Origin of the sequence: Pseudonocardia kunmingensis (assembly GCF_006716445.1) — a bacterium.
GTDB classification, from domain to species: domain Bacteria; phylum Actinomycetota; class Actinomycetes; order Mycobacteriales; family Pseudonocardiaceae; genus Pseudonocardia; species Pseudonocardia kunmingensis.
Genome location: NZ_VFPA01000002.1, coordinates 284,674 through 308,659, shown reverse-complemented (window position 1 = coordinate 308,659; position 23,986 = coordinate 284,674). Strand labels below are relative to the sequence as shown.

The window sequence follows — 23,986 nt, the reverse complement described above, 5'->3', positions numbered from 1 at the left end:
GTGTCAGGCGAGCGTCGTCGCCACCCACCGCGTGATGTCCTCCCCCCGCACCGCCGCGGCCATCAGGTCCGGGAACAGCTCCGGCGTGCAGGCGAACGCCGGCACGCCCAGCGCGGACAGCGCCGCGGCGGTGTCGTGGTCGTAGGCCGGCGCGCCGGAGTCCGACAGCGCGAGCAGCGCCACCACCTGCACCCCGGCGCGGGTGAGCGCGGCGACCCGGCGCAGCAGCTCGGCGCGGTCGCCGCCCTCGTACAGGTCGCTGATCAGTACGAGCAGGGTGTCCGTGGGCCGGGTGATCAGGGCCTGGCAGTAGGCCACCGCGCGGTTGATGTCGGTGCCGCCGCCCAGGCGCGTGCCGAACAGCAGCTCGACGGGGTCGCCGAGGTCGTCGGTGAGGTCGACGACCGCCGTGTCGAACGCGACGAAGTGGGTGCGCAGCGCCCGCATCGAGGCGAGTACCGCGCCGAACAGCCCGGCGTAGACCACCGACTCGGCCATCGACCCGGACTGGTCGACCGCGAGCACCACGTCGCGCTCCACGCTGCCGCTGCGCCTGCCGTGCCCGATCAGCCGTTCCGGCACGATGGTGCCCAGGTCCGGGGAGAAGTGCTGCAGGTTGGCGCGGATCGTGCGGGCCAGGTCGATGTCACCGGCCCGGGGCCTGCGGGTGCGGGTGGAGCGGTCCAGCGCTCCGGTCACGGCGGCGCGCATCCGGTCGGCGAGGCGGCGCTCGAGCTCCGCGACGACGGTGCGCACCACCGTCCGGGCGGTCTCCTTCGTCTCCTCGGGCAGCACGCCGCGCAGCGACAGGAGGGTGCCCACGAGGTGGACGTCCGGCTCGACCGCGGCCAGCAGTTCGGGTTCGAGCAGCATGCGGGTGAGGCCGAGGCGCTCGACGGCGTCGCGCTGCATCACCTGCACCACCGGCGTGGGGAAGTACTCGCGGATGTCGCCGAGCCAGCGCGCGACCTGCGGCGCCGACCCGCCCAGGCCGCCCGTCCGCGGCCCGGACTCGCCCGCGCCGTCGCCGTCGTAGAGGGCGCCGAGCGCGGCGTCGAGGCGACGGTCCTCGGGGCCGAGGCCCGCACCCGTGCCGTCGGCGGTGTCGTCGGCGCCGGCGCCCAGCACCAGCCGCCACCGCCGCAGCCGCTCGTCGTCACCCATGCCCCACCCCCAGCAGCCGCGCGAACACCGGCACCACGAGCTCCGCGCGCCGTTCGTCGATCTCCTCGACGCCGCGTGCGGCCGGGGTGGCACCGGCGAGCGCCGCGGCGCGCTCCCCGATCGCGCGCTTCTCCGGGTCGGCGAACGCGCCGAAGGTGCGCCGCAGCAGCGGCAGCACCTCGTCGAACTGCGCCTCGGGCACCTCGGCGAGCCAGCCGTCGACGACGCGCAGCAGCCGGTCGTCGTGCACCAGCAGCAGCGCTCCCCCGGCGAAGAACCCCTCGACGTACGCGCCGGCCTGCGCCGCGGGCGTGCCGGGCGTCAGGGCGCGGGCCAGGCGTCGCTCGACCTCGTCGACGGCCATGCGGTCGGCGTCGGCGAGCAGCCGGGCCAGCCGCCCGGCCAGCAGCGGCGGCAGCGCGGGCCGGTCCGCGAGCCGCACCAGCGCCACGAGCCAGCGGTCACCTGCCCCGTCGCCGAGCAGGCCGGTGACCGCGTGCACCCCGTCGACCAGCTCGGACAGGCGTGCCGCCTCGTCGTCGTCGATGCCGTGCGCGGCCGGCGGCAGGCCCGCGCAGATGCGGTCGAGCGCCCGGTCGGCCACGGTCCGCAGCGCGCCGGTGTCGGTGCCGCGCACGTTCCCGTAGCGGGTGGCGCGGGCCAGCGCCGGGAAGGCGGCCATGAGGTGCGCGACGTCGGCGTCGCCCGCGGCCCGGGCGTCCAGCGCGGTGAGCGCGTCCGGCAGCGCGTCGGGCAGGTCGGCGAGCAGGCACCGCTCGACGGCCGCGGTGACGTCGGCGAGCGCAGGCGCGTCCGCGACCGCCGAGCGGACGCGCGCGGCCGCCGCCCCGGCTACGGTGGTGCCGTACACCCCGGCGGCCACCAGGTCGACCTCGAACTCCGGCTGCCAGGCGATCTCCCAGGTCTCGCGGAACGTGCCGGTGCTGCGCCGGGCGCTCACGGCGGGGCGACCCCATCCGATCCCGAGCAGGCGCAGCCGGTGCAGCAGCCGCGAACGGTCGAGACCACCGGGCGTGCGCAGGTCGAGGTCCAGCTCGCGGGGCTGCGGCTCGCGGCGCAGACGCAGCCGCCGGGCGGTGGCGGCGAGATCGGCGGCCAGCGGCGTCTGCGGGGCGTCGGCGGGCACGGCGCCCATCCGCTCGCCGACCACCAGCCTGCGGGTGACGAGGTCGAGCTGCACCTCGTCGCCGCCGCACAGCACGGCGAGCGTGGCCTCGGTGACCTCCGCGAGCCCGGCCGAGGACCGGTCGCGCAGCGCGGCGAGGGTGTCGGCGAGGCGCACGGCCTCGATCACGTGCGCGGTGGAGACCGGCAGGTCCTCGGCGCGCAGCACCCCGGCCACCGCGGCGAGCCAGCGCGCTGTCACGTCCTCCTCGGTGGTGAACAGGTGGTGGTACCAGCCCGGGGACGTCACGCCTGCGCCGTAGCCGCTCGCGGTGGCGAGCCGCCCGTGCGTCCACGGCACCCAGGCGCACGCGGTCCTGCGCTTCGGCAGCCCCCGCAGCAGGGCCTGGTCGCGGGACGCCGGTGGCAGCGGGTCGGTGAGCGCCGGCACGTGCCAGGCACCGCAGACGACCGCGATCCGCTCGTGGCCCTCCTTGCGGGTGCGCCGCAGAACCGTTCGCATGTACGCCTCGCGCCGCGCGTCGTACGAGTCGGGCGGGTCGTCGGCCCGCAGCGCGGCCATGGCCTCGGCGATCACGGCGAACGCGGGCTCGCTCCCGCGGCGGTGCTCGATCGCGTCGTCCCACCAGCGCTCGGGGTCGTCGTACCCGGCGACGGCGGCCAGGCGCGCGAGCGGGTCGCCCGAGCCACCGGGCCGGCCGCCGAGGGCGAACTGGTGCGCGGCGGGCAGGTCGCAGAACCGCACCGGGACGCCGGCCGCGTCCGCGTACCGGATCGCCTGCCACTCCGGGCTGAACACCGCGAACGGCCAGAACGCGGCGCGGGAGACGTCGTCGACGGTCCACGCGAGCAGCGCGACCGGCGGCTCGAGGTCCGGGTCGCCGGCCAGCCCCACCACCGCGTCGGCCTCCGGCGGCCCCTCGACCAGCACGATGTCCGGGGCGAACGCCGCCAGCTCCGCGGCCAGCGCCCGCGCGGAGCCGGGACCGTGGTGGCGGACCCCGAACAGCCGGGTCGTCACCCCGTGATCTCCTGGCTCGCCCGGTAGAAGTCGGCCCACCCCTCGCGCTCGCGCACGACCGTCTCCAGGTACTCCACCCACACCGCGCGGTCGGCCACCGGGTCCTTGACGACGGCCCCGAGGATGCCGGCGGCCACGTCCTGGGCCCGGAGCACGCCGTCGCCGAAGTGCGCGGCGAGCGCGAGACCGCCGGTGAGGACGCTGATCGCCTCGGCCGTGGACAGCGTCCCCGACGGCGACTTCACCGCGGTGCGCCCGTCCTCGGTGCGCCCCGAGCGCAGCTCGCGGAACACCGTGACCACGCGGCGGACCTCCGCGAGCCCCGCGACCTCCGACGGCAGCTCGAGGGAGGCCCCCAGCTGCGCCACCCGACGCGTCACGATCTCCACCTCGGCCTCGGCGGACTCCGGCAGCGGGAGCACGACCGTGTTGAACCGGCGCCGCAGGGCGCTGGAGAGCTCGTTGACGCCGCGGTCGCGGTTGTTCGCGGTGGCGATGAGGTTGAACCCGGGCCGGGCCTGCACCTCCGTGCCCAGCTCGGGCACCGGCAACGTCTTCTCCGACAGCACCGTGATCAGCGAGTCCTGCACGTCCGCGGCGATGCGGGTGAGCTCCTCGAGCCGGACGATCTTCCCGTCGCGCATGGCGCGCAGCACCGGGCTCTCGACGAGCGCGGCCGGGCTGGGGCCCTCTGCGATCAGGCGCGCGTAGTTCCAGCCGTAGCGGATCGCCTCCTCGGCGGTGCCCGCGGTGCCCTGCACGAGCAGCGTGGAGTCCCCGCTGATCGCGGCGGCGAGGTGCTCGGACACCCAGGTCTTCGCGGTGCCGGGCACGCCGAGCAGCAGCAGCGCGCGGTCGGTGGCGAGCGTCGCCACCGCCACCTCGACCAGCCGCCGGGGCCCGACGTACTTGGGTGTGATCGCGGTGCCGTCGGGCAGCGTGCCGCCGAGCAGGTAGGTCACCACCGCCCACGGCGAGAGCCGCCATGACGGCGGGCGCGGCCGGTCGTCGACGGCGGCCAGCGCGGCCAGCTCGTCGGCGTGGTCCTGCTCGGCGTGCGGCCGCAGGACCTCGGACACCTCGGTCATCGCAGCTCCTCGTGCATCTCGCGGCGGACGGTCAGGGTGGTGCCGAGCGCGCGCCACCACGGGGCGGCGCCCACCGGGACGGGCGCGGTGGCGATCGGATGGCGCAGGCAGGGCGTCGGAACGGTGCTGCCGGCGGCGCGGGCGGCGGCGCCGAGCCCGCGGTCGCCGGGGTGGGTGGCGAGCCAGTCGAGCACGGCCGAGCCCAGCTCCACCGACCAGGGGGCGGGCAGGTCTGCCACCGCGGCGGCCATCGTCGGCGGGGCGAGCTTCGCGGCCAACGCGGACACGGCGGCGCGGTGCAGCTGCGGGGGCAGCAGGCGCACCATCCCCGCCACGGCGCCGTCCTGCGGGCCCGCGGCGTCGAGTGCGGCGGCGACCCAGCCGGTGTCACGCTGCCGGCCTGCGGCGCTCGCCCAGCCGGCGTGCAGCACGCGCGGGTCGGCCCCGGTGACGGGCCGGGCGAGCACCTGCGCGGGGGCGCCGTAGGGCGCCCAGTGGGCGAGCGGGGTGGCGGCGACGACGCCGCGCACCAGGTCGCCCCCACCGGGGAGGTCACGTCGCAGTGCGGCGTCGGCGGGGTCGGGCGGCGTGACGCGCAGGGCGTCGCCGTCCGGCCGCACGAGCCGCGCGGCCCGTTCGCGCATCCGTGCCGCGAGGCGCGAGCCGGGCAGCCGCGCCAGCAGGTCCGCGGCCGCGACCCGCACCGGTCCCGCGCGGTCGTCGAGCGCGGTCTCCAGGAACGGCTCGTCGTCGGCGGTCAGGTGCTCGCCCAGCACGTGGAGGAACTCCGCGCGGACGCCGGCCGGCTCGCGCGCCCAGGTCGCCGCCAGCGCGGACCGGGCGGCGGCCGGGTCCTCCTCGAGCGTCCGGTCGAGCCACTCGCGGCGCTGCCGCGCGCTGCCGTACTCCCAGACGTCGGCGCCGGCGGGCGCGGACACCAGGAACGACCACGCCGGGTTGCGCTCCCCCAGCCAGCTGCCCGCCGGACCCGCGACCGCGGCGAGCGGCGCCCGCAGGGCCACCCGCGTGCGCGCTGCCTCGGCGAGCGCGGGCAGCTGCTCGGGCGGCACCCGCAGACCCGCCTCGTGCACCGCGGTCAGCCACTCGGGGAGCAGGTCCGCGGGCAGCCGCGGCAGGCGTCTGCGCGCGAGCGGCGGCACGAGCGGGCGCTCGTCCCGCGGGGCCACCGGCAGCCGTGCCTGCGGCCGCGCCGGCGCGTGCCCGGCGCGTCGGTAGTTCGCGAGCACCGCGGCGGCCCGCAGGAGGGCGGCCTCGGGTTCACCGGTGGCCAGCGGTCGCACCGGCGCCGGCAGCGCGGCCGGGTCGGGCCGCCGCCGCTGCGTACCCAGCAGGGCTGCGGCGACCAGCTCGTCCCACGCGCTCACAGCCGTACCGCCCGGTCCTGCTCCCACACCGTCAACGGACGCAGGCCGCCGCCCGTCCACTCGCCGGCGACGGTCACCCCGGCGCCCGCCGACACCGCGAGCAGCGGCCACGGGTCGGCGCGCTCGGCCAGCGGGAGCGCGGCTCCGTCGGCGTCGACGAGCGCCCAGCCGTCGCCGTCGGGCACCGGGGCGACGCCGGCGAGCAGCAGGGGCCAGCGGTCCAGCCAGGGATCGGCGGCCAGCGCCGCCGCGAACGACGCGCACGCCGCCCCGACCCCGTCGCCCACCGGTGGTTCCGACCGGACGGGCTCGTCGACGTCGGCCGCGAGCGCCCGCAGCGGGACCGTGCCGGGGTAGAAGGCCAGCTCACCGCGGACGCGGTGGCCGACCGGCAGCACCCCGGGCAGCGGCTGGCCGGGCGGTGCGAACGACAGCAGCAGCGCCGGCCGCCCGCTCGCCCGCCCGCGCAGCCAGGTGCGGCGGGTGGTGAGCCGCTCGGTCACCTCGTCGGCGACGCCCGCGACCAGCCAGTCGTCGGCCACGCGCTCCCCGTTCGCGAGGACGTCGGCGGTCTCGACGGGGAAGCCGAGCCGGGTGCGGACGGTGGCGGCGAGGTCGGCGGGCAGCTCCGCGAGCCGAGCGCCCGCCTCGGCGAGCACGTGCAGCAGGGCGAGCTCGGACAGCAGCCGGCCCGGCCAGTCGCGCCCCCGCCCGATCCCGGCGGCGGCGCGGCGCAACCCGCTCGCGAGGCCGGGTGCCTGGGCGTCGACCATCCGCGCGGCCACGCCGTAGAGCTCCTCCGCACCGTCGCTCGCCGCGCTGCCCAGGCCACCGCGGATCCGGTCGGCCAGCCACTCCCGCAGCTCGGCCGCACCCGCCTCGACGCGCTGCGCCCGCTGCTCGGCCCGCCGCGCGGCGGCCTCGGGGTCGCGGGGCGGCGCCCCCGGCGCGCGAGCGCTCCGGCGCCCGGCCCGCTCGGCCCGCCACGCGCGCGCCCATTCCGGCTCGGCGGCGGCCGGGACCGCGTCCTGCACCCACAGCAGCAGCAGGCCGAGCGCGTGCTTGCACGGGGACCTGCGGCTCGGGCACGAGCACCGGAACGCAGCCGGCGCGAGGTCTCCCCCGAGATCGACGCACACCTGGTACGGGTTCGTCCCGCTGCCCCGGCACGCGCCCCACACGGCGGCGTCGGACGCCCCGAGCCCCGTCCACCGCGCGGGCACCGCCAGGCCGCGGCCGGCGGCCCCCGACGCCGGATCGGGCGCGAGGGCGAGCACGCGTTCCTCGTCCCAGGCCATCGGCGTCAGCCTAGAGCGGAGCCATCCTGGATAAGTAGTATCCAGGTATGCGGATGGGCGAGGGCGTCGAGTGGGCCCTGCACTGCTGCGTCGACCTCGCGCTCGGCGGCGCGGGTCGGGCCGTGCCCGCCGCCCGCCTCGCCGCCTACCACGATCTCCCGCCGGTGTACTTCAACAAGCAGCTGCAGGCGCTCGCCCGTGCCGGGATCGTCGTGTCGGTGCCCGGGCCGCGGGGCGGGTTCCGGCTGGCCCGCCCCCCGGAGCAGATCACGTTCATGGACGTGGTCGTCGCGATCGAGGGCCCGGACCCGGCGTTCCGGTGCGCGGAGATCCGCCGTCGCGGGCCGGGGGCCGGCGACCCCGCGGCCGATCCGGGCCCGTGCCTCATCGACGAGGCGATGCGCGGTGCCGAGCTCGCCTGGCGCTCCGCGCTGGCCGCGCGCACGGTCGCCGACATCGCGGGAGCGGTGCGCGAACGCGCGCCCGACGTGCCGGAGCGGATCCGCGGCTGGCTGGCGGCGTCCCGCACCTGAGAGCGCCCACGAGACCGCACCCACCCCCCACCAGGAGGAACCCGTGTCCCTGACCATCGTCAACCCCACCGAGCTGCACGACCCGGTGCCGTTCGGCTACAGCCACGTGGCGGCTGTCCGCGGCGAGCTCGTCCTCGTCGGCGGCCAGTACGGCTCCGACGCCGCCGGGCAGCCCGTCCCGGGCGGTTTCGAGACCCAGGTCGACACCGCGTTCGCGCACCTCGGCACGGCGCTCGCCGCCGTCGGCCTCGGCTACGGCGACGTCGCGCGGCTCGGCACCTACGTCGTCGACCACGACCTCGACAAGCTCGCCGTCGTGGGCGCGCACCTGCACCGCATCTGGGGCGACCGGCCGCCGGCCCAGACCCTCATCGGCGTGGCCGCGCTCGCCCTGCCGGGGATGCTGTTCGAGGTCGACGCCGTCGCGGTGCGCGGCTGACGCGCCCGCCGCACCTCCCGCCCGCGCGGCCGGGAGGTGCGGCCGTTCCCCTGGCCGGTTACCGTCCCGCGACGTGGAGCAGGCGTACGAGAAGGACACCGGACCGCGCACTCTGGCCATCGACATCGGCGGGTCCGGGCTCAAGGCGATCGTGCTGTCCCCCGACGGCGAGATGGTCTCCGACCGCACCCGCCGCGAGACCCCCTACCCGTGCACCCCGCCGGTCCTGCTGGCCGAGCTCTCCGCGCTCGCCGCGACCCAGCCCGCGCACGACCGCGTGTCCGTCGGGTTCCCGGGAGCGATCCGCAGCGGCCGGGTGCGCGAGGTGCCCGCGTTCTCCCGCCGCGGTCCGGGGCTGCCGCCGGACGCGGAGCTGGTGGCCCAGTGGACCGGGTTCGAGCTGCAGGCCGCGCTCGCCGAGCGGTTCGGCCGGCCGACGCGCGTGGCCAACGACGCCGACGTGCAGGGCTGCGCCGTCGTGTCCGGCCACGGCATGGAACTGGTGGTCACGCTGGGCACCGGGGTCGGGTGCGCGGTGTTCTACGACGGTGCGCTGCTGCCGCACATGGAGCTGTCGCACGGCACGTTCGGCGGCACGTCCATCGAGGTCGCCTGCGGCGACAACGAGCGCCAGAAGATCGGCAAGGACGCCTGGCGGGCACGCGTGCTCGAGGCGCTGGACGCGTTCGAGGCGATGGTGCTGCCCGACCACCTCTACGTCGGGGGCGGCAACGCCAAGAAGCTCGACCCGGAGACGATCGGCCCGAACCGGACGGTGATCCCCAACATCTCCGGGCTGCTGGGCGGCATCGCCCTGTGGGAACGGACGAGCGACGCCCCGCACGTCGCGGCTGCGGGCGCGCCGTGAAGGGTGGCACGGTTCCTGGCCGGTGACATGATCCTCGACACCCCAGGACGACGGAGGCGCGGTGCCCGGACGGCTGACCCTTCTGCCGAGTGTCCTCGTCCTCGTCGGCGCGCTCGCCGCCTGCGGTTCGGACGGCGGCGAGCCACCGGTCACCGGGCCCCCCGGCCCGCCGCTCTCGGGTCGGCTGCTCGCCCTCGACGGGACAGGCGGCACGGTGTTCACGATCAGCGCCGTGGACGGCCTGCCCCGCACCACGACCGTCGTCACCGGTGTCGAGCAGGCGGCGCTCTCCCCGGACCGGACGACGCTGGCCTGGGCCGGCAAGGACGGGAGCCTCACGCTGCGCGTCCTGGACACCGGGGAGGAGCGCGCCGTGGCACCCGTTCCCGGGGGCGCCGGAGTCGGCTGCCTCGCGTGGTCGCCGGACGGCGGGCGGCTGGTGACGTTCAGCCGCGGCGCCCGCACGACCTTCGTGGCGGGCCTGGACGGCACGGTGGTGCAGATCGACGAGGTGAACAGCGCGCCCTACCACCGGAGCAGCGGCGGGATCAGCATCCCGGTTCCGGGTGCACCACCGCCGGCGGCTCCCGTGCCGAGCGTCGCCGCGTCCTCCGAGCTGACCTGCCCGCGCTGGGTGGACAGCACCCGCCTGGTGTTCGACCGGGTGGTGGAGATGCCCTCCAGCATCAGCGTCGAGGAGGGTGAGCGGCCGGACCCGGTACCGCCGGACACGACGACGGTCGCGACCGTCGAGGGCGGGTCCGTGCGGCTCGACGACTCCCCCGTCCGCTGGCGCCTGCACGACGAGTGCGGCGGTCGTGTGATCATCGGACCCGGCCGCGACGAAGGCAACGGCCTCTTCGCGGTCGACGCCGCCGCGCTCACCGCCGGCGACCCGGGCGCCGCGATGACGGCGGCGGCCGAGCTCGCACCGGCGGGTGCCGACCTCGCGTTCGGTGCCCGGTTCGTCCCCGGTTCCTGCGACATCGTCGTGCTCACGGAGGCCGCGTCCGGCGAGCTCCACCCGACCGAACGCCGCGACGCGCGGACCGGCGACGTGCACCAGCTCGCCCCGGCCTTCGACACCGGGCCCCCGCCGATCGCCGCGCGGGACACCGTGGCGTGGGCGCCGGGCGACGATCCCGCAGTGTACGCCGGCCGCCCCGGCTCCCTCGGCCTGGACCTGCACGACCTCGGCAACGGCGGGGTCACCGAGATCCGCCTGCCCGAGGACGGGCTGCTGGTCGACGAGCTGCTGGGCTGGTTGCCGTAGGAGCGAACCGGCGAGGGCGCGTCCCGGACGTCGGCACGCGGGCGGAGGCGGCAGGATGGCCGCGTGTCCGCAACCGACCTCCCCGCCCTGCCCGCCGACATCACGGCCACGCCCGAATGGACCGCGCTCACCGAGCACCACGCCGCGGTGTCCGGCCGGCACCTGCGTGAGCTGTTCGCCGACGACCCGGAGCGCGCCACCGCCCTGACCGCCGCAGGCGCCGACCTCGTCCTGGACTACTCCAAGCACCGCATCACCCGCGACACGCTGCCGCTGCTCACCGCGCTCGCCCGGGCCGCCGGGCTGCCCGAGCGCACCGAGGCGATGTTCGCGGGCGCACACATCAACACCAGCGAGGACCGCGCCGTCCTGCACACGGCCCTGCGGGCGCCGCGGGCCACGGCGCTGGCCGTCGACGGCCAGGACGTGCCCACCGAGGTGCACACCGTGCTCGGGCGGATGGGCGAGTTCACCGACGCGGTGCGGTCCGGGGCGTGGACCGGGCACACCGGCGAGCGGATCCGCGCCGTCGTCAACATCGGGATCGGCGGCTCCGACCTCGGGCCGGTGATGGCCTACGAGGCGCTGCGCGCCTACGCCGACCGCTCGTTCACCATGCGGTTCGTCTCCAACATCGACCCGACCGACGTCGCCGAGGCCACCCGTGACCTCGACCCGGCCACCACGCTGTTCATCGTCTCGTCCAAGACGTTCACCACGCTGGAGACGCTGACCAACGCCAAGGTCGCACGGCAGTGGCTGGTCGACGGGCTCGGCGACGAGTCGGCCGTCGCGAAGCACTTCGTGGCCGTGTCGACGAACGCGAAGGAGGTCAGCGCGTTCGGCATCGACGAGGCCAACATGTTCGGCTTCTGGGACTGGGTCGGCGGCCGCTACTCCCTCGACTCCGCGATCGGGCTCTCGCTCATGGTCGCGATCGGCAAGGAGCAGTTCGCCGAGTTCCTCGCCGGCATGTACGCGATGGACTCCCACTTCCGCAAGGCTCCGCTCGAGGAGAACCTGCCGGTCATCGCCGGCCTGCTGAACGTCTGGTACGCCAACTTCTTCGGCACCGAGACCCACGCCGTGCTCCCCTACAGCCAGTACCTGCACCGGCTGCCCGCCTACCTGCAGCAGCTGACGATGGAGAGCAACGGCAAGTCCGTCCGCGGCGACGGCAGCCCCGTCACGACCAGCACCGGTGAGATCTTCTGGGGCGAGCCGGGCACCAACGGCCAGCACGCCTTCTACCAGCTGCTGCACCAGGGCACGCGCCTCGTGCCTGCCGACTTCATCGGCTTCGCCGAGCCCAACCACGCCGTCGACGTGGCCGGTGAGGGCGACATGCACGACCTGTTCATGTCCAACCTGTTCGCCCAGAGCCAGGCGCTCGCGTTCGGCAAGACCGCCGAGGAGATCGCCGCCGAGGGCACCCCCGCCGACGTCGTGCCGCACAAGGTGATGCCGGGCAACCGGCCCTCCTCCACGATCCTCGCGCCGAAGCTCACGCCGTCCACGCTCGGCCAGCTCATCGCGTTCTACGAGCACGTCACGTTCGTCGAGGGCACGATCTGGGGCGTCGACTCGTTCGACCAGTGGGGCGTGGAGCTCGGCAAGGTGCTCGCCAAGCAGCTCAGCCCGGTGCTGTCGGCCGACACCGCCGACACCGCCGGCCTGGACGCCTCCACCGCGGCGCTCGTGCGCCGCTACCGGGAGTGGCGGGGGCGCCCCGCCTGACGTGCACATCGGAGGAGAGCGGGTGCAGGAACTGCACGACGACGGGCCGGGCGCGGCGCCACCGGCCGGGCTGCGCGGGCCCGCGGCCGTCCCCGCGCCGCGCCCAGGCCTCGGCGCAGGCGTCGCCGTACTGCTGGGCATCGCGGCGCTGGCGGGCCTGTGGGCCGCGTTCACCGGGGTCGGTCCGGCGCACCTGGACGGCGAGCTGCTCGGCGGGTCGATCCGGTCCCGCACCGACACCCTGACCGCGCTCGCCGTCGTCGTCACCGAGCTGGGCAGCACGGTGTCGATGGCGCTGCTCGCCACCGCGGTCGGGATCTGGTCCTGGGCTGCAGGGCGCCGCGCCGACGCCGTGCTCGCCGTCGTCGCCATGGCGGGCGGGGCCGCCGCCTTCCGCGCGCTCAAGGAGCTGCTGGACCGCCCCCGTCCCCCGCTCGACGGCCGGCTGGTGCACGCGGGCAACGAGTCGTTGCCGTCCGGGCACGCGACGATGGCGATCGTCGTGATCGGCACGCTCGTCGTGCTCGCCTGGGCGGGCCGCGGTCCCGCGGCCCGCGTCGTGATGGTGCTGGGCGCCGCGCTGTGGGTGGCCGCCGTCGGCCTCACCCGCATCTACCTGGGCGTGCACTGGTTCAGCGACGTCCTCGCCGGCTGGCTCGTCGGCGGTGCCTGGCTCGCGCTGTGCGTGGCGGTGTGGAGCTGGTGGCGCGCCCGCTCCGCACGACACCTCACGCGCGGGAGCGACGCGACGCCGGGCTGAGGTGGCGCGCCGCCGTCTCCGGTGCGGGCGTGCACGTCGCACCCGCGCGCTCTCCGCGGTGCGGGCCAGCGAGCGCGAGTCGCCCCTCAGACCCCCGGTGTTCGGCTCGCCGCACACCGGGGGTCTGATCGGCATGAGAAGCACACCAGCGCGGTGACGACAACCGTCGTGTGCCGCTCGGAGCGATCAGCACCGGGCCAGGGCGGCCGATCGCCCGGCCCATCGCGGCGTGCAGGCGGTCGAGGGCGGGCCCGCCCAGCTCGTCGGCGGGCGCGGCGGGCCGGACGGCGGCCTGCCAGAGGATCTCGTCGGCCAGCAGGTTGCCCACCCCGGCCAGCACGCCCTGGTCGAGAAGCCGGGCCTTCACCGGGGCGCGGCTGCGCGCAACGCGGGTGCGGAACTCGTCGCGGCCGATCGTCTCCGCGTCCGGCCCGAGCACGGACAGGTCCGGCTCCAGGCGGACGCGGCCCAGCCGCCGCTTGTCGAACAGCCGCAGGTGCCCGCCGTCGGTGAACGTGACGGTGAAGCGGTCCCACTCGGGCTTGCGGGGCGTGCGGTCGGGGCGCTCCGGCTCCCCGCCGCCCCGCTCGCCGTCCCCGGGACGGCCGATCGTTGCGAGCAGCACACCACGGCGGTAGGAACCACCCAGAGGTGCGACTCACCGTGATCACAGCGCCGTGATCGCAGCGAGAAGTACCCGAGGGCCGTTCCGACGTGCCTGGCGTGCGGCTCGCACCGATCACCGCCTCGTCGACGGGGCAGAGGCGGGCCCGGCCCGCGGCACGGCCGTTTCCGCCACGGCCCGCTGGTCGATCCCGAACCCGCCGGCACGGCGCTGCGCGAGCAGCAGGAGCGCGAGACCGACGATCGCTGACCCGGCGCCCGCACACACCTCCACGTGCCGGCACACACGTCCTGTCGTGTGTGCGAGCCCTGGAAGGTGTGTGCGAGCGTCCGGAACACCGGCGCGGGCCGCCGTGTTGGCCTGCTCGTGGGTCGATCACGGGTACGGGCGCCGGAGCTGCGGGGGCGGCGCTGGCTGAACACCGGCGGTGCCGAGCTCTCGCTCGCCGAGCTGCGCGGCAAGATCGTGCTGCTGGACTTCTGGACGTTCTGCTGCATCAACTGCCTGCACGTCCTCGACGAGCTCCGCGAGCTCGAGCAGCGCCACGCCGACGTGCTGGTGACCATCGGCGTGCACTCGCCGAAGTTCGTGCACGAGGCCGACCCGGACGCCGTCGAGGCCGCCGTCGAGCGCTACGCGGTGCACCACCCGGTGCTCGACGACCCGGAGCTGGTGACGTGGGACGCCTACGCCGCCCGCGCCTGGCCGACGCTGGTCGTCGTCGACCCGGCCGGGTACGTCGTCGCGCAGCTCTCCGGCGAGGGGCACGCGCACGGGCTGGACGTGCTGGTCGAGGAGCTGGTGGCCGAGCACGAGGCCGCGGGCACGCTGCGCAGGGGCGACGGGCCCTACGTCGCACCGCCCGAGCCGGCGACGGCGCTGCGCTTCCCGGGCAAGGTGGTCGCGCTGCCCGGCGGCACGTTCCTCGTGTCCGACACGGCCCACCACCAGCTCGTCGAGCTGGAACCCGACCTGGTCACCGAGCGGCGGCGGATCGGCACCGGCGAACGCGGCCTGTCCGACGCGCCGGCCCGCTTCTCCGAGCCGCAGGGCCTGCTGCTGCTCCCGGAGCCGGTGGCCGCGGCGGCCGGGTACGACGTGGTCGTCGCCGACACCGTCAACCACGCGCTGCGCGGCCTGCGCCTGGCCGACGGCGCCGTCACCACGCTCGCCGGGACCGGCGAGCAGTTGCGCACCCGGGTGGAGGTCGGCGCGGGCGCAGGCGAGCTGTCCTCGCCGTGGGACCTGGCCTGGTGGCAGGACCGCGTGGTCGTCGCGATGGCGGGCAGCCACCAGCTGTGGTCGTTCGACCCGGCCACCGGTGTGCTCACCGTGCTCGCCGGCACCACGAACGAGGGCCTGCGCGACGGGCCGCGCGCCGACGCGTTCCTCGCCCAGCCGTCCGGGCTCGCGACCGGGCCCGACGCCACGCTGTGGGTCGCCGACGCGGAGACCTCCGCCCTGCGCGCCGTGGCGCCCGCCCCGGCGGCCGGGGCGGAGGTGGCCACCGCCGTCGGGCAGGGCCTGTTCGACTTCGGCTTCCGCGACGGCCCGGCCGACCAGGCGCTGCTGCAGCACCCGCTCGGCGTCGCCGTCCTCCCCGACAGCTCGGTGGCCCTGGCCGACACCTACAACGGTGCCGTGCGCCGCTACGACCCGGCCACCCGCACCGTCGGCACCCTCGCCCGCGACCTGCGCGAGCCGAGCGACGTGGTCGTCGACGGCGAGCACCTCGTCGTGGTCGAGTCCGCCGCGCACCGGCTCGTGCGGGTCCCGATCCCCGCGAGCACGCGGGTCGACGCCGGCGCTCACCGCGTGCGGCGCGCCCGCACCGACCTCTCCCCCGGCGCGCTCGCGCTGCGGATCGACTTCACCCCGCCGACCGGCCAGCACCTCGACACCCGGTTCGGGGACCCGACCTCGCTCACCGTGGCCGCGTCGCCGCCCGGACTGCTGGCCGCCGGGACGGGCACGGCGCCCGGTCTCGACCGCGCGCTGCGGTTCGCCGCCGACGGGCCGGGCGAGGGCGTCCTGCAGGTCAGCGTGGCCGCCGCCGCCTGCGACGACGGCGACGGCGTCTTCGCCGCCTGCCACCGCTACCAGCAGGACTGGGGCATCCCGGTGCGGCTGGTGGACGGAGCCCCGGCCGAGCTGGTGCTGGACCTGCGCGCCGTGCACGAGGGGTGACCGCCGCGCCGCGGCCGACCACCCTCCGCCGGACGGGCACCCCCGGTTGATCGGTCCCAGACGTACGCCACGGCCGTCACCACCACGCCAGCTCCGCCACCACCACCCGGGTGGCCTCCGCGAGCAGGGCCTCGTCGACGTCGGCGTCCTCGGTGGCCCGGGAGGTCAGGATCGCGAGGACGATCGGGGCCCGGTCCGGCGGCCACACCACGCCGACGTCGTTGGCGGTGGCGTAGTCGCCGGTGCCGGTCTTGTCGCCCACGCGCCAGCCCTGCGGGACGCCGGCGCGGATGCGGGCGGCGCCGGTGGTGTTGCCGACGAGCCACTCGGTCAGCAGCGCGCGGTCGGCCGGGTCGAGGCGGTCGCCGAGCACCAGCGCGTCGACGCAGCCGGCGATCGCGCGCGGGCTGGTCGTGTCGCGCTCGTCGCCCGGGATCGCGGTGTTGAGCTCGGGTTCGGTCCGGTCGAGGCGGGTGACGTCGTCGCCGAGCGAGCGGGCGAAGGCGGTGATCCCGCCCGGACCTCCGAGTTCCTCCAGCAGCAGGTTGCCCGCGGTGTTGTCGCTGAAGCGGACGGCGGCGTCGCACAGCTCGCGGATCGTCATCCCGTCGGCGACGTGCCGCTCGGCGACCGGCGAGTAGGCCGCGAGGTCCGCCTGCTGGTAGTGCACCCGGTGGTCGAGGTACTCGGGCGGGGTGGCGTCCAGCACCGCGGCGGCGGCGAGCGCCTTGAACGTCGAGCACATGGCGAACCGCTCGTCGGCGCGGTGGGCGAGCTCGCGGCCGGAGCCGGTGTCCAGCGCGTACACGCCGAGGCGCGCGTCGAAGCGGCCTTCCAGCGCGGCCAGGTGGTCCGTGCGGGGCGCGGCGGGCGGGGCCGGCGCAGGCGGTGCGGCGGGCGCCGCCGGGGAGCCGCACCCGGCGAGCGGCAGCAGCAACGCCGCTCCGAGCAGGGCACGGCGGCGCACGGGGCGGGGATGTCTCTCGTCGTTCACGATCACGGGGCCAGGCAAGCAAGCCGCTTGCGATACCGCAAATAGGATGACACGCGGGTTCCGATATGGCCTTGCTATCGGCGCTGCTACCGTCCCCCTGTGGATCTCCTGCGGCACCTGGACTTCTTCGTCGCCATCGCTGAAGAGGGTCACTTCGGGCGTGCGGCGTCGCGGCTCGGGATGGCCCAGCCACCGCTGTCGCAGGGGTTGCAGCGGCTGGAGCGCGCCCTCGGCGTCGTGCTCGTCGACCGCAGCTCGCGCGGGGCCCGCCTCAACGCCGCCGGACGCGACCTGCTGCCCCGCGCCCGCGCCCTGCTGGAGGACGCGGAGGAGCTGCGCCGGGCCGCGAGCGCGCACGGCGCCGACGCCCCCCTCCGCATCGGCGCGGTCCCCCAGCTGACGGCCCGCGCCGCGGCAGCTGTCGCCACCGCGTGCCGGGCGGCGGGCGGCGGTCCTCCCGAGGTCGTCACCGGCCCGACCACGGAACTGGTCGACGGGCTGTCGGCCGGCCGGCTCGACCTCGCGGTGGTGGTGCACCCCGCGCTGCTCGGCACGCTGCACAGCGGGCCGGTGCACCGGCTGGCCACGGCGCTGCTGCTCCCGGCCGAGCACGCCGCCGCGGCCGGGACGGGGCCGGTGGTCCTGCGCTCGCTGCGCGGGCTCGCGCTCGCCGCCGCACCGCGCGCCCACGGCCCGGCGGCGCACGACCTCCTGCGCGACACCCTCGAGCAGCGCGGCCTGGTCACCGAGCCGGTGAGCGCCCCGGACGACCGCGCCGCGCTGGTGCTGGTCGCCACCGGCCGCGCCTTCGCGATCACCGCGGACCCCGACCTCCGCGCACCGGGGGTGGTGCGGCGCGACGTCGCCGGGGAACCCCTGCCGCTGCGCCTGCGCGCCGTGTGGCGCGGCCCCGGCCCCGACCCCGCCGTCCGCGACGCCGTGCTCGCCGCGCTGGGCGCGGAGCCCGCCGCGTGAACGAGCTGGAACGCGAGATCCGCCGGACGTTCGCCGACGCCGGCGTGCACGGCAGGCTGCACGCCGTGCCGCTCGGCGGCCCGTCCCGGGAGGTCGGCGTCGATCCGGACGAGCCCGTCGTCATGGCCTCGGTGTACAAGGTGCCGCTGCTCGTCGCGTTCTGCCGCGCCGTCGACGCCGGTGGGCTCGACCCTCGCGAGCGGGTGACGGTCGACCCGGCCGAGCGGACGGCCGGGCCCAGCGGGCTGTCGGTCATGCGCGACCCGGTGACGCTCTCCTGGCGCGACCTCGCAAGCTCGATGATCACGGTGTCGGACAACACGGCGGCGGACGTCGTGCTGCGCCGCGTCGGCCTCGCCGCGGTGCACGAGGTGCTGCAGGACCTGGATCTGGCGCACACCCGGGTGCAGGGCGGCACCGCCGACGTGCACCGCACCCTCGTGGCCGACACCGCCACCGCCGACACCGCGGCCGCGTTCCGCGCGCTCACCAGCAACGACGCCGCGCCGTCGGTCCGCGCCTACGACCCCGCGCTGGACAGCGCCACCACGGCGCGGGACATGACGCGCCTGCTGGCCGCGATCTGGGGCGACCGCGCGGCGTCCCCGCGCCGGTGCGCGTTCGCCCGCGACCTGCTCGGCGCGCAGGTCTGGTCGCACCGGCTGCGCTCGGGCTTCCCGCCGGTCGGGGTGCGGGTCGCCGGCAAGACCGGCACCCTCGGGGCGGTGCGCAACGAGGTCGGGGTGGTCGAGTTCGACGGTGAGCGGCCCGTCGCCGTCGCCGTGTTCACCCGCGCCGCCCGCGCCGAGGCCGTGCTCCCCCGGGCCGACGCCGTGATCGGCCAGGCCGCGCGCCTCGCCGTGACGGACCTGCGCTCGGGCCGCCTCTGACGCCGATCCACCCGGACGAACGGCACCCTCGTCGGCTAGGTAGCGACGAAAGTGCCGTTCGTCGCGTGGGTGCGGCTTGTACTCAGGCGCGCAGCCAGGTCAGGACCGCCATCACGCGGCGGTGGTCGTCGCTCGACGGCGGCAGCCCGAGCTTGGTGAAGATCGAGGAGATGTGCTTCTCGACCGCGCCCTGGCTGATCACCAGGGTGCGGCCGACGGCCGTGTTGGTCCGGCCCTGCGCCATCAGCTCCAGCACCTCCCGCTCGCGCGGCGAGAGCTCCGCGAGCGGGTCGCGCCTGCGGCGGTGCGCGAACAGCGCCGAGACGACCTCCGGGTCGAGCACCGTGCCGCCGTCGACGACGCGCTCGAGGGCGTCGGAGAGGTCGGCGAGCTTCGAGACCCGGTCCTTCAGCAGGTAGCCGACGCCACCGCCTGCGGAGAGCAGGTCAGAGGCGTAGGTCTCCTCGACGTACTGCGACAGCACCAGGATCGCCGTCCCCGGCACGGTCCGGCGCACCTCCAGGGCCGCGCGCAGACCCTCGTCGGTGAACGACGGCGGCATCCGGACGTCGACCACCGCGACGTCGGGACGGTGCTCCTGCACCGCCTCCACCAGGGCCGCACCGTCGCCGACCGCGGCGACGACCTCGGCCCCCGCCTCGTCGAGGAGCCGGACGAGGCCTTCCCGGAGCAGCAGCGAATCCTCAGCCAGTACGACCCTCACCTACCGATCATCCCCCACCCCGCGCAGCGGGATCTCGGCGGTCAGCACGGTGGGGCCACCGGCCGGGCTCACGACGTCGAGGACGCCCTCGACGGTGGCCAGCCGGTCGGCCAGCCCGGCCAGCCCGTGGCCCTTGCCCAGGTGCGCGCCACCGCGGCCGTCGTCGCGCACCTGCACCAGGACGCGCTCCCCGTCGGCGGCCACGACCACGGTGCAGAGCGACGCGTGAGCGTGCTTCGCGACGTTCGTCAGCGCCTCGGTCACCACGAAGTACGCGGTGTTCTCGACGGCGGCGGCGAGCCGCTGCCCGTCGGGCAGGGCAACGTCCAGCGAGACCTCCACCGGGCAGCGGGCCGCCGCCGCGGCCAGCGCCGGGCCCAACCCCCGGTCGGCGAGGATCGGCGGCGCGATGCCCCGCGACAGCGCCCGCAGCTCGTCCAGCGCCTCGCGGCTCTGCTCCAGCGCCTCGGCCACCAGCGGTCGGGCCTTGTCCGGGTTGTCGTCGAGCCGGCGCGCAACGGCCTCGAGGTCCATGTTGAGCCGGACGAGGCGCTGCTGCGGGCCGTCGTGGATGTCGCGCTCGAGCCGGCGCAGCGTCTGCGCCTCGGCCTGCACGGCCGCGCGCCTGCTCGACTCCAGCTGCACCGCCCGCGCGCGCAGGGCGGCGGTCTGGTTGGTCAGCAGGCCGCGGGCGAGCCCGGCGCGGGTGGCGACGAGGCCGCGGACCACCAGCGGCGCGGTCGCGACCATGACCGCGCCGATCACCGTGTTCAGGACGATCTCGCCGAACTGGCCCCGCACACCCGTGATCAGCCAGAACAGGCCGCCGTCGCTGTCGTCCAGTGGAAGGGCCCACTGCCACGTGACGTAGAGCAGCGAGCCGAGGCCGCCGACCGTCCAGACCACGGCGATGACGAACATGGCCAGCCGCACCGGGAACCCGATGACGGCGTGCAGCAGGTCGCGCCAGGACTGCGGGTCGGCCAGCATGCTGAACAGCCGGGGGATGCCGCGTCCCCTCGGCTCGCGGTAGTGCACCGGCGGCAGCGCCCGCCCGGTGGCCCACTCGGCGCCCCGCCGCTCGACGCCCGCCAGGCCGCGGGAGGCGCGCAGGGTGCCGGCCAGGATCGGCAGCCCGAGCCAGACGACGAGCGTGCCCACGCCCGCGGCGAACCCGGCGACCGCGATCACGAACGCGACGATGCACAACGGAAGCCCGCCCAGCAGGTAGCCGTACCCCCGCCAGAACCTGTGGGTCACGGTCCCGCTCGCCGGGACGGACGCGTACTCGGTCATGCCTGCAACCCTGGTCCCCCACCGCCCGCACACCCAGCCGGTATGCCTCCCGACGAGGGTAGGGCCAACCCGAACCGGCATACGCTGATGGTCATGACCGAGGTGTGGCGTTCCGTCGACGAGTACTTCACCGGGCAGCTCCTCGCCCCCGACCCCGTCCTCGACGCCGCGCTCGAGGCCAACGCACTCGGCGGGCTCCCCACGATCGACGTCAGCCCGGCCCAGGGCAAGCTGCTGCACCTGCTCGCCCGGTCGGTCGGCGCCCGCCGCGTCCTCGAGGTCGGCACGCTGGGCGGCTACTCGACGATCTGGCTGGCCCGCGCGCTGCCCGCCGACGGGCGGCTCGTCACGTGCGAGCTCGACCCGCACCACGCCGAGGTGGCCCGCGCCAACCTGGCCCGCGCCGGCCTGGACGCGGTGGTCGACGTGCGGGTCGGACCGGCACTCGACACCCTCCCCACCCTGGACGGCCCGTTCGACCTGGCCTTCATCGACGCCGACAAGGCGTCCAACGCGGAGTACTTCCGGCACGCCCTGCGCCTCTCCCGCCCCGGCGCCATGATCGTCGTCGACAACGTCGTCCGCGGCGGGCGCGTGGTCGAGGCGGGCAGCGACGACCCGTCGATCCGCGGGACGCGCGAGGTCACCGAGGTGATCGCGGCCGAGCCCCGGGTGGAGGCGACGATCGTCCAGACGGTCGGGGCGAAGGGCTACGACGGCTTCCTGCTGGCCGTCGTGAACTGATCCCACCGTTGGGTTAGCGTCCTGCCCATGGAGGCCTCTGATCTCAGCGATGTGCTGTCCGCCGTACGGGACTTCATCCGCAAGGAGGTCGTGCCGCTCGAGGAGCAGATCGACGCCGAGGACGCCATCCCGGAGCGCGTGATCGCCACGTGCAAGGAGATGGGCCTCTACGGCTTCGCCATCCCCGAGCAGTACGGCGGGCTGGGGATGTCGCTCACCGAGGAGGCGCAGCTCGCCTTCGAGCTGGGCTGGACCACCCCGGCGCTGCGCTCGCTGTTCGGCACCAACAACGGCATCGCGGGTCAGGTGCTGCTGGTCGGGGGCACCGACGAGCAGCGCCGGGACTGGCTGCCGCGCCTCGCCTCCGGCGAGGTCACCGCGTCGTTCGGGCTCACGGAGGCCGACGCCGGCTCCGACCCCGCCGGCCTCGCGACCACCGCGCGCCGCGACGGCGCGGACTGGGTGCTGAACGGCACCAAGCGGTTCATCACCAACGCGCCCGTCGCCGATGTGATCATGGTGTTCGCCCGGTCCAACCCGGACGCGGTCGGCAACCGCGGGATCTCGACGTTCCTCGTCCCCGCGGGCACCCCGGGCCTGTCGATCGGGCCGAGGGACCACAAGATGGGCCAGTTCGGGGCCTGGACCGCCGACGTGCACCTCGACGACGTGCGGGTCCCGGCCGCGGCGCTCGTCGGCGGCGAGGACGGCGTGGACCGCGGCTTCCAGATCGCCGCCCGCTGCCTCGCGCACGGGCGCGGGCACATCGCGGCGCTGTGCGTCGGGATGGCGGGCCGGTTGGTGCACGAGTCGGTGGAGTACGCGAAGACGCGCGAGCAGGGCGGCCGCCCCATCGCGTCGTTCCAGCTGGTGCAGGGCCTCATCGCCGACTCCGTCACCGATCACCTCGCCGGTCGCGCCCTCGTACTGGAGATGGCCAGGGCCTACGACGCGGGCACCGACAAGGTGCAGGGACCGTCCGCCGCCAAGTACTTCGCCAGCGAGATGGTGGGCCGCGTGGCCGACCGCGCGGTACAGGTGCACGGCGGCTCCGGGTACATCCGCGGCGTGGCCGTGGAGCGCTTCTACCGCGACGCCCGGCTGTTCCGGATCTACGAGGGCACCAGCCAGATCCAGCAGGTGATCATCGCCCGCCAGGCGCTGGGCGAGGCGGCGCGCGGCTGAGCCCCTGCTCTGACGAACGGCACTCCCGTCGGCTAGGTGCCGACGAGTGTGCCGTTCGTCGGCTGGGGCGTGCGCTCAGTGCGTCGCCGACTCCTGGGCGCGCACCGCGCCGCGGGTGCCGAGCAGCGCCGCGACGAACGCCAGCACCAGCGCGACGAGCACGCCGAGGTTGGCGTAGGCCCAGTCGCCCTCCCGGCCGCCGAGCCCGAGCGGGCCGAGCAGGTAGCCCTGCCAGGCCAGCCACCCGGCCGCGCTGTTGGTGACCAGTCCCCAGCCGAGGACCGTGCAGACCGCCACGACCGCGATGGGGAACGGCCGGACGTCGCCGTACCGGCCCGCGGGGTCGAACAGGGCGGCGTCGTCGTAGTCGCGGCGGCGCAGGGCGATGTCGGCGAGCATGACGCCGCACCAGGCCGCCACCGGCACGCCGAGCGTGATCAGGAAGCCCTGGAACTGGCCGAAGAAGTCGTCGCCGAAGAACACCACGTAGACGGTGCCGACGACCATGATCCCGCCGTCGATCAGCGCGGCGACGTAGCGGGGCACCCGCACGCCCATCGCCAGCATCGCGAGGCCGGACGAGTAGATGTCCAGCACCGCGCCCCCGACCAGCCCGAGGACCGCCACCAGCGCGAACGGCACGAGGAACCACGTGGGCAGCGCGGCGGCGAGCGCGCCGATCGGGTCGGCGGAGATCGCCTCGGAGAGCTCTGCCGACGAGCCCGCGAGCAGCAGCCCGAAGGCGAACAGCAGCACCGGTGCCAGCGCCGAGGCGAACGTCGTCCAGGCCACCACGCCCCCACCCGACGTGCTGCGCGGCAGGTAGCGGGAGTAGTCGGCCGCCATGTTCACCCAGCCGAGGCCGAAGCCGGTCATGAGGAACACGAGGGCGCCCATGACCTGCTGCGCCGAGCCGGACGGCAGCGCCGTCACGGCGGCGACGTCGATCTGCGGGACCACGAGGATCATGTAGACGACCGTGAGCACCGCGGTGACGACCGTGATCACGGTCTGCAGGCGCATGATCAGCTGGAAGCCCAGCACCCCTGCGACCACGACCAGCCCGGCGACCACGACCAGCGCCACCAGCAACGTGCCGGTCCCGCCGCCCCAGCCGAGCCGGCTGAACACCGTGGCCGTGGCGAGCGTGGCCACGATCGTCAGCACGGTCTCCCAGCCGACTGTCAGCAGCCACGAGATCACCGCGGGCAGCCGGTTGCCCCGGACCCCGAACGCCGCCCGGCTGAGCACCATCGTCGGCGCCGATCCGCGCTTGCCCGCGATCGCGACGAACCCGCACAGCAGGAACGAGAACACGATGCCGAGCACGCCCGCGATCAGCGCCTGGGCGAAGGAGATCCCGAAGTCGAGCGCGAACGCGCCGTAGCTGAGCCCGAGCACCGAGATGTTCGCGGCGAACCACGGCCAGAACAGCTGGCGCGGCGTGCCGTGGCGCTCGGCGTCGGAGATGACGTTGATGCCGTTCTCCTCGACGCGCAGCGCCGACTGCCGCGTCTCCTGCGGCGTGTCCCGCTCCCCGGCCATGGCTTCCTCCTGTACCGGTCACGACCGTCCGCGCAGCGTACCCAGCGGCACGGACGGACGATCACCTGTTCGAACTGTGGCGCCACCAGGCGACGCCGCTGGTCATCTG

Annotated in this window: 21 protein-coding genes; 11 read left to right on the top strand and 10 right to left on the bottom strand. The window is 75.8% G+C overall.

Features of this window, described 5'->3' with window-relative positions; translation table 11 throughout:
- Positions 1–3 precede the first annotated feature (3 nt).
- Genes FB558_RS17250 through FB558_RS17230 form a run of 5 tightly spaced genes read right to left on the bottom strand, consistent with a single transcriptional unit; the run spans position 4 to position 7,102 of the window.
- A complete protein-coding gene (locus FB558_RS17250) occupies positions 4–1,164 on the bottom strand; it encodes a VWA domain-containing protein (protein ID WP_142054735.1) in 1,161 nt (386 codons plus the stop codon).
- On the bottom strand, positions 1,157–3,331 hold the full coding sequence (locus FB558_RS17245) for a DUF5682 family protein (protein ID WP_142054733.1): 2,175 nt from the start codon (positions 3,329–3,331) through the stop codon (positions 1,157–1,159). The genes FB558_RS17250 and FB558_RS17245 overlap by 8 nt, the downstream gene beginning before the upstream one ends.
- Entirely contained in the window at positions 3,328–4,419 is a 1,092-nt protein-coding gene (locus tag FB558_RS17240) for an ATP-binding protein (protein WP_142054731.1), read from the bottom strand. The genes FB558_RS17245 and FB558_RS17240 overlap by 4 nt, the downstream gene beginning before the upstream one ends.
- Positions 4,416–5,804 (bottom strand): DUF5691 domain-containing protein, encoded by a 1,389-nt coding sequence (locus FB558_RS17235; RefSeq protein WP_142054729.1) that lies wholly within the window; start codon positions 5,802–5,804, stop codon positions 4,416–4,418. Before FB558_RS17235 ends, FB558_RS17240 begins: the two co-directional genes overlap by 4 nt.
- Positions 5,801–7,102 (bottom strand): SWIM zinc finger family protein, encoded by a 1,302-nt coding sequence (locus FB558_RS17230; protein ID WP_142054727.1) that lies wholly within the window; start codon positions 7,100–7,102, stop codon positions 5,801–5,803. The genes FB558_RS17235 and FB558_RS17230 overlap by 4 nt, the downstream gene beginning before the upstream one ends.
- Before the next feature lie 47 nt (positions 7,103–7,149).
- Between FB558_RS17230 and FB558_RS17225 the strand changes: the two genes are divergently transcribed.
- From FB558_RS17225 to FB558_RS17200, 6 genes are all read left to right on the top strand, one after another.
- Positions 7,150–7,635: an RrF2 family transcriptional regulator gene (locus FB558_RS17225; RefSeq protein ID WP_142054725.1), complete on the top strand. Its 486-nt coding sequence runs from the start codon at positions 7,150–7,152 to the stop codon at positions 7,633–7,635.
- A gap of 43 nt (positions 7,636–7,678) precedes the next feature.
- The gene (locus FB558_RS17220) at positions 7,679–8,074 is read left to right on the top strand and encodes a RidA family protein (RefSeq protein WP_142054723.1); all 396 of its coding nucleotides are present in this window, start codon (positions 7,679–7,681) and stop codon (positions 8,072–8,074) included.
- 73 nt (positions 8,075–8,147) lie between these two features.
- Entirely contained in the window at positions 8,148–8,942 is a 795-nt protein-coding gene (locus FB558_RS17215; protein WP_142054721.1) for an ROK family protein, read from the top strand.
- Between the two features lie 61 nt (positions 8,943–9,003).
- Positions 9,004–10,215, top strand: a complete 1,212-nt coding sequence (locus FB558_RS17210) for a WD40 repeat domain-containing protein (RefSeq protein WP_142054719.1) — start codon at positions 9,004–9,006, stop codon at positions 10,213–10,215.
- A gap of 63 nt (positions 10,216–10,278) precedes the next feature.
- Positions 10,279–11,952: a glucose-6-phosphate isomerase gene (gene pgi, locus FB558_RS17205; protein ID WP_246106577.1), complete on the top strand. Its 1,674-nt coding sequence runs from the start codon at positions 10,279–10,281 to the stop codon at positions 11,950–11,952.
- Between the two features lie 22 nt (positions 11,953–11,974).
- On the top strand, positions 11,975–12,712 hold the full coding sequence (locus FB558_RS17200) for a phosphatase PAP2 family protein (RefSeq protein ID WP_142054716.1): 738 nt from the start codon (positions 11,975–11,977) through the stop codon (positions 12,710–12,712).
- Here the strand turns inward: FB558_RS17200 and FB558_RS17195 are convergent.
- Positions 12,681–13,337, bottom strand: a complete 657-nt coding sequence (locus FB558_RS17195; protein WP_246106576.1) for an Fpg/Nei family DNA glycosylase — start codon at positions 13,335–13,337, stop codon at positions 12,681–12,683. The genes FB558_RS17200 and FB558_RS17195 overlap by 32 nt on opposite strands.
- A 366-nt stretch (positions 13,338–13,703) precedes the next feature.
- On the opposite strand from FB558_RS17195, the gene FB558_RS17190 reads away from it, so the two are divergent.
- Entirely contained in the window at positions 13,704–15,524 is a 1,821-nt protein-coding gene (locus tag FB558_RS17190; RefSeq protein ID WP_246106575.1) for an NHL domain-containing thioredoxin family protein, read from the top strand.
- Positions 15,525–15,600: 76 nt separating this feature from the next.
- On the opposite strand, the gene bla is transcribed toward FB558_RS17190, so the two are convergent.
- Positions 15,601–16,491 carry a class A beta-lactamase gene (gene bla, locus FB558_RS17185; protein ID WP_425468056.1) on the bottom strand — a complete coding sequence of 297 codons (891 nt, stop codon included), beginning with the start codon at positions 16,489–16,491 and terminating at the stop codon, positions 15,601–15,603.
- A 126-nt stretch (positions 16,492–16,617) separates the two neighbouring features.
- On the opposite strand from bla, the gene FB558_RS17180 reads away from it, so the two are divergent.
- Both FB558_RS17180 and FB558_RS17175 read left to right on the top strand, forming a co-directional pair.
- Entirely contained in the window at positions 16,618–17,493 is an 876-nt protein-coding gene (locus tag FB558_RS17180) for a LysR family transcriptional regulator (RefSeq protein ID WP_211366648.1), read from the top strand.
- Positions 17,490–18,383 (top strand): serine hydrolase, encoded by an 894-nt coding sequence (locus FB558_RS17175; RefSeq protein ID WP_142054712.1) that lies wholly within the window; start codon positions 17,490–17,492, stop codon positions 18,381–18,383. Before FB558_RS17180 ends, FB558_RS17175 begins: the two co-directional genes overlap by 4 nt.
- A gap of 82 nt (positions 18,384–18,465) precedes the next feature.
- Here FB558_RS17175 and FB558_RS17170 read toward each other — a convergent pair whose 3' ends face one another.
- Together FB558_RS17170 and FB558_RS17165 are read right to left on the bottom strand one after the other, a co-directional pair.
- On the bottom strand, positions 18,466–19,107 hold the full coding sequence (locus FB558_RS17170) for a response regulator transcription factor (RefSeq protein WP_142054710.1): 642 nt from the start codon (positions 19,105–19,107) through the stop codon (positions 18,466–18,468).
- Entirely contained in the window at positions 19,108–20,403 is a 1,296-nt protein-coding gene (locus FB558_RS17165) for a sensor histidine kinase (RefSeq protein ID WP_246106573.1), read from the bottom strand. It lies immediately after the preceding gene.
- A gap of 87 nt (positions 20,404–20,490) precedes the next feature.
- On the opposite strand from FB558_RS17165, the gene FB558_RS17160 reads away from it, so the two are divergent.
- Both FB558_RS17160 and FB558_RS17155 read left to right on the top strand, forming a co-directional pair.
- Positions 20,491–21,147, top strand: coding sequence for an O-methyltransferase (locus tag FB558_RS17160; RefSeq protein WP_425468032.1), 657 nt, complete (start codon positions 20,491–20,493; stop codon positions 21,145–21,147).
- Between the two features lie 27 nt (positions 21,148–21,174).
- A complete protein-coding gene (locus FB558_RS17155) occupies positions 21,175–22,332 on the top strand; it encodes an acyl-CoA dehydrogenase family protein (RefSeq protein ID WP_142054704.1) in 1,158 nt (385 codons plus the stop codon).
- A gap of 75 nt (positions 22,333–22,407) precedes the next feature.
- Here FB558_RS17155 and FB558_RS17150 read toward each other — a convergent pair whose 3' ends face one another.
- A complete protein-coding gene (locus FB558_RS17150; protein ID WP_142054702.1) occupies positions 22,408–23,877 on the bottom strand; it encodes a purine-cytosine permease family protein in 1,470 nt (489 codons plus the stop codon).
- Positions 23,878–23,986 lie beyond the last annotated feature (109 nt).

Bases quoted from the DNA above. Each gene is read 5' to 3' on its own strand.
- FB558_RS17250 (WP_142054735.1), bottom strand. From the start codon at position 1,164: ATGGGTGACGACGAGCGGCTGCGGCGGTGGCGGCTGGTGCTGGGCGCC.
- FB558_RS17225 (WP_142054725.1), top strand. From the start codon at position 7,150: ATGCGGATGGGCGAGGGCGTCGAGTGGGCCCTGCACTGCTGCGTCGAC.
- FB558_RS17165 (WP_246106573.1), bottom strand. From the start codon at position 20,403: ATGACCGAGTACGCGTCCGTCCCGGCGAGCGGGACCGTGACCCACAGG.
- FB558_RS17240 (WP_142054731.1), bottom strand. From the start codon at position 4,419: ATGACCGAGGTGTCCGAGGTCCTGCGGCCGCACGCCGAGCAGGACCAC.
- FB558_RS17150 (WP_142054702.1), bottom strand. From the start codon at position 23,877: ATGGCCGGGGAGCGGGACACGCCGCAGGAGACGCGGCAGTCGGCGCTG.
- FB558_RS17160 (WP_425468032.1), top strand. From the start codon at position 20,491: ATGGTCATGACCGAGGTGTGGCGTTCCGTCGACGAGTACTTCACCGGG.
- FB558_RS17230 (WP_142054727.1), bottom strand. From the start codon at position 7,102: ATGGCCTGGGACGAGGAACGCGTGCTCGCCCTCGCGCCCGATCCGGCG.
- FB558_RS17155 (WP_142054704.1), top strand. From the start codon at position 21,175: ATGGAGGCCTCTGATCTCAGCGATGTGCTGTCCGCCGTACGGGACTTC.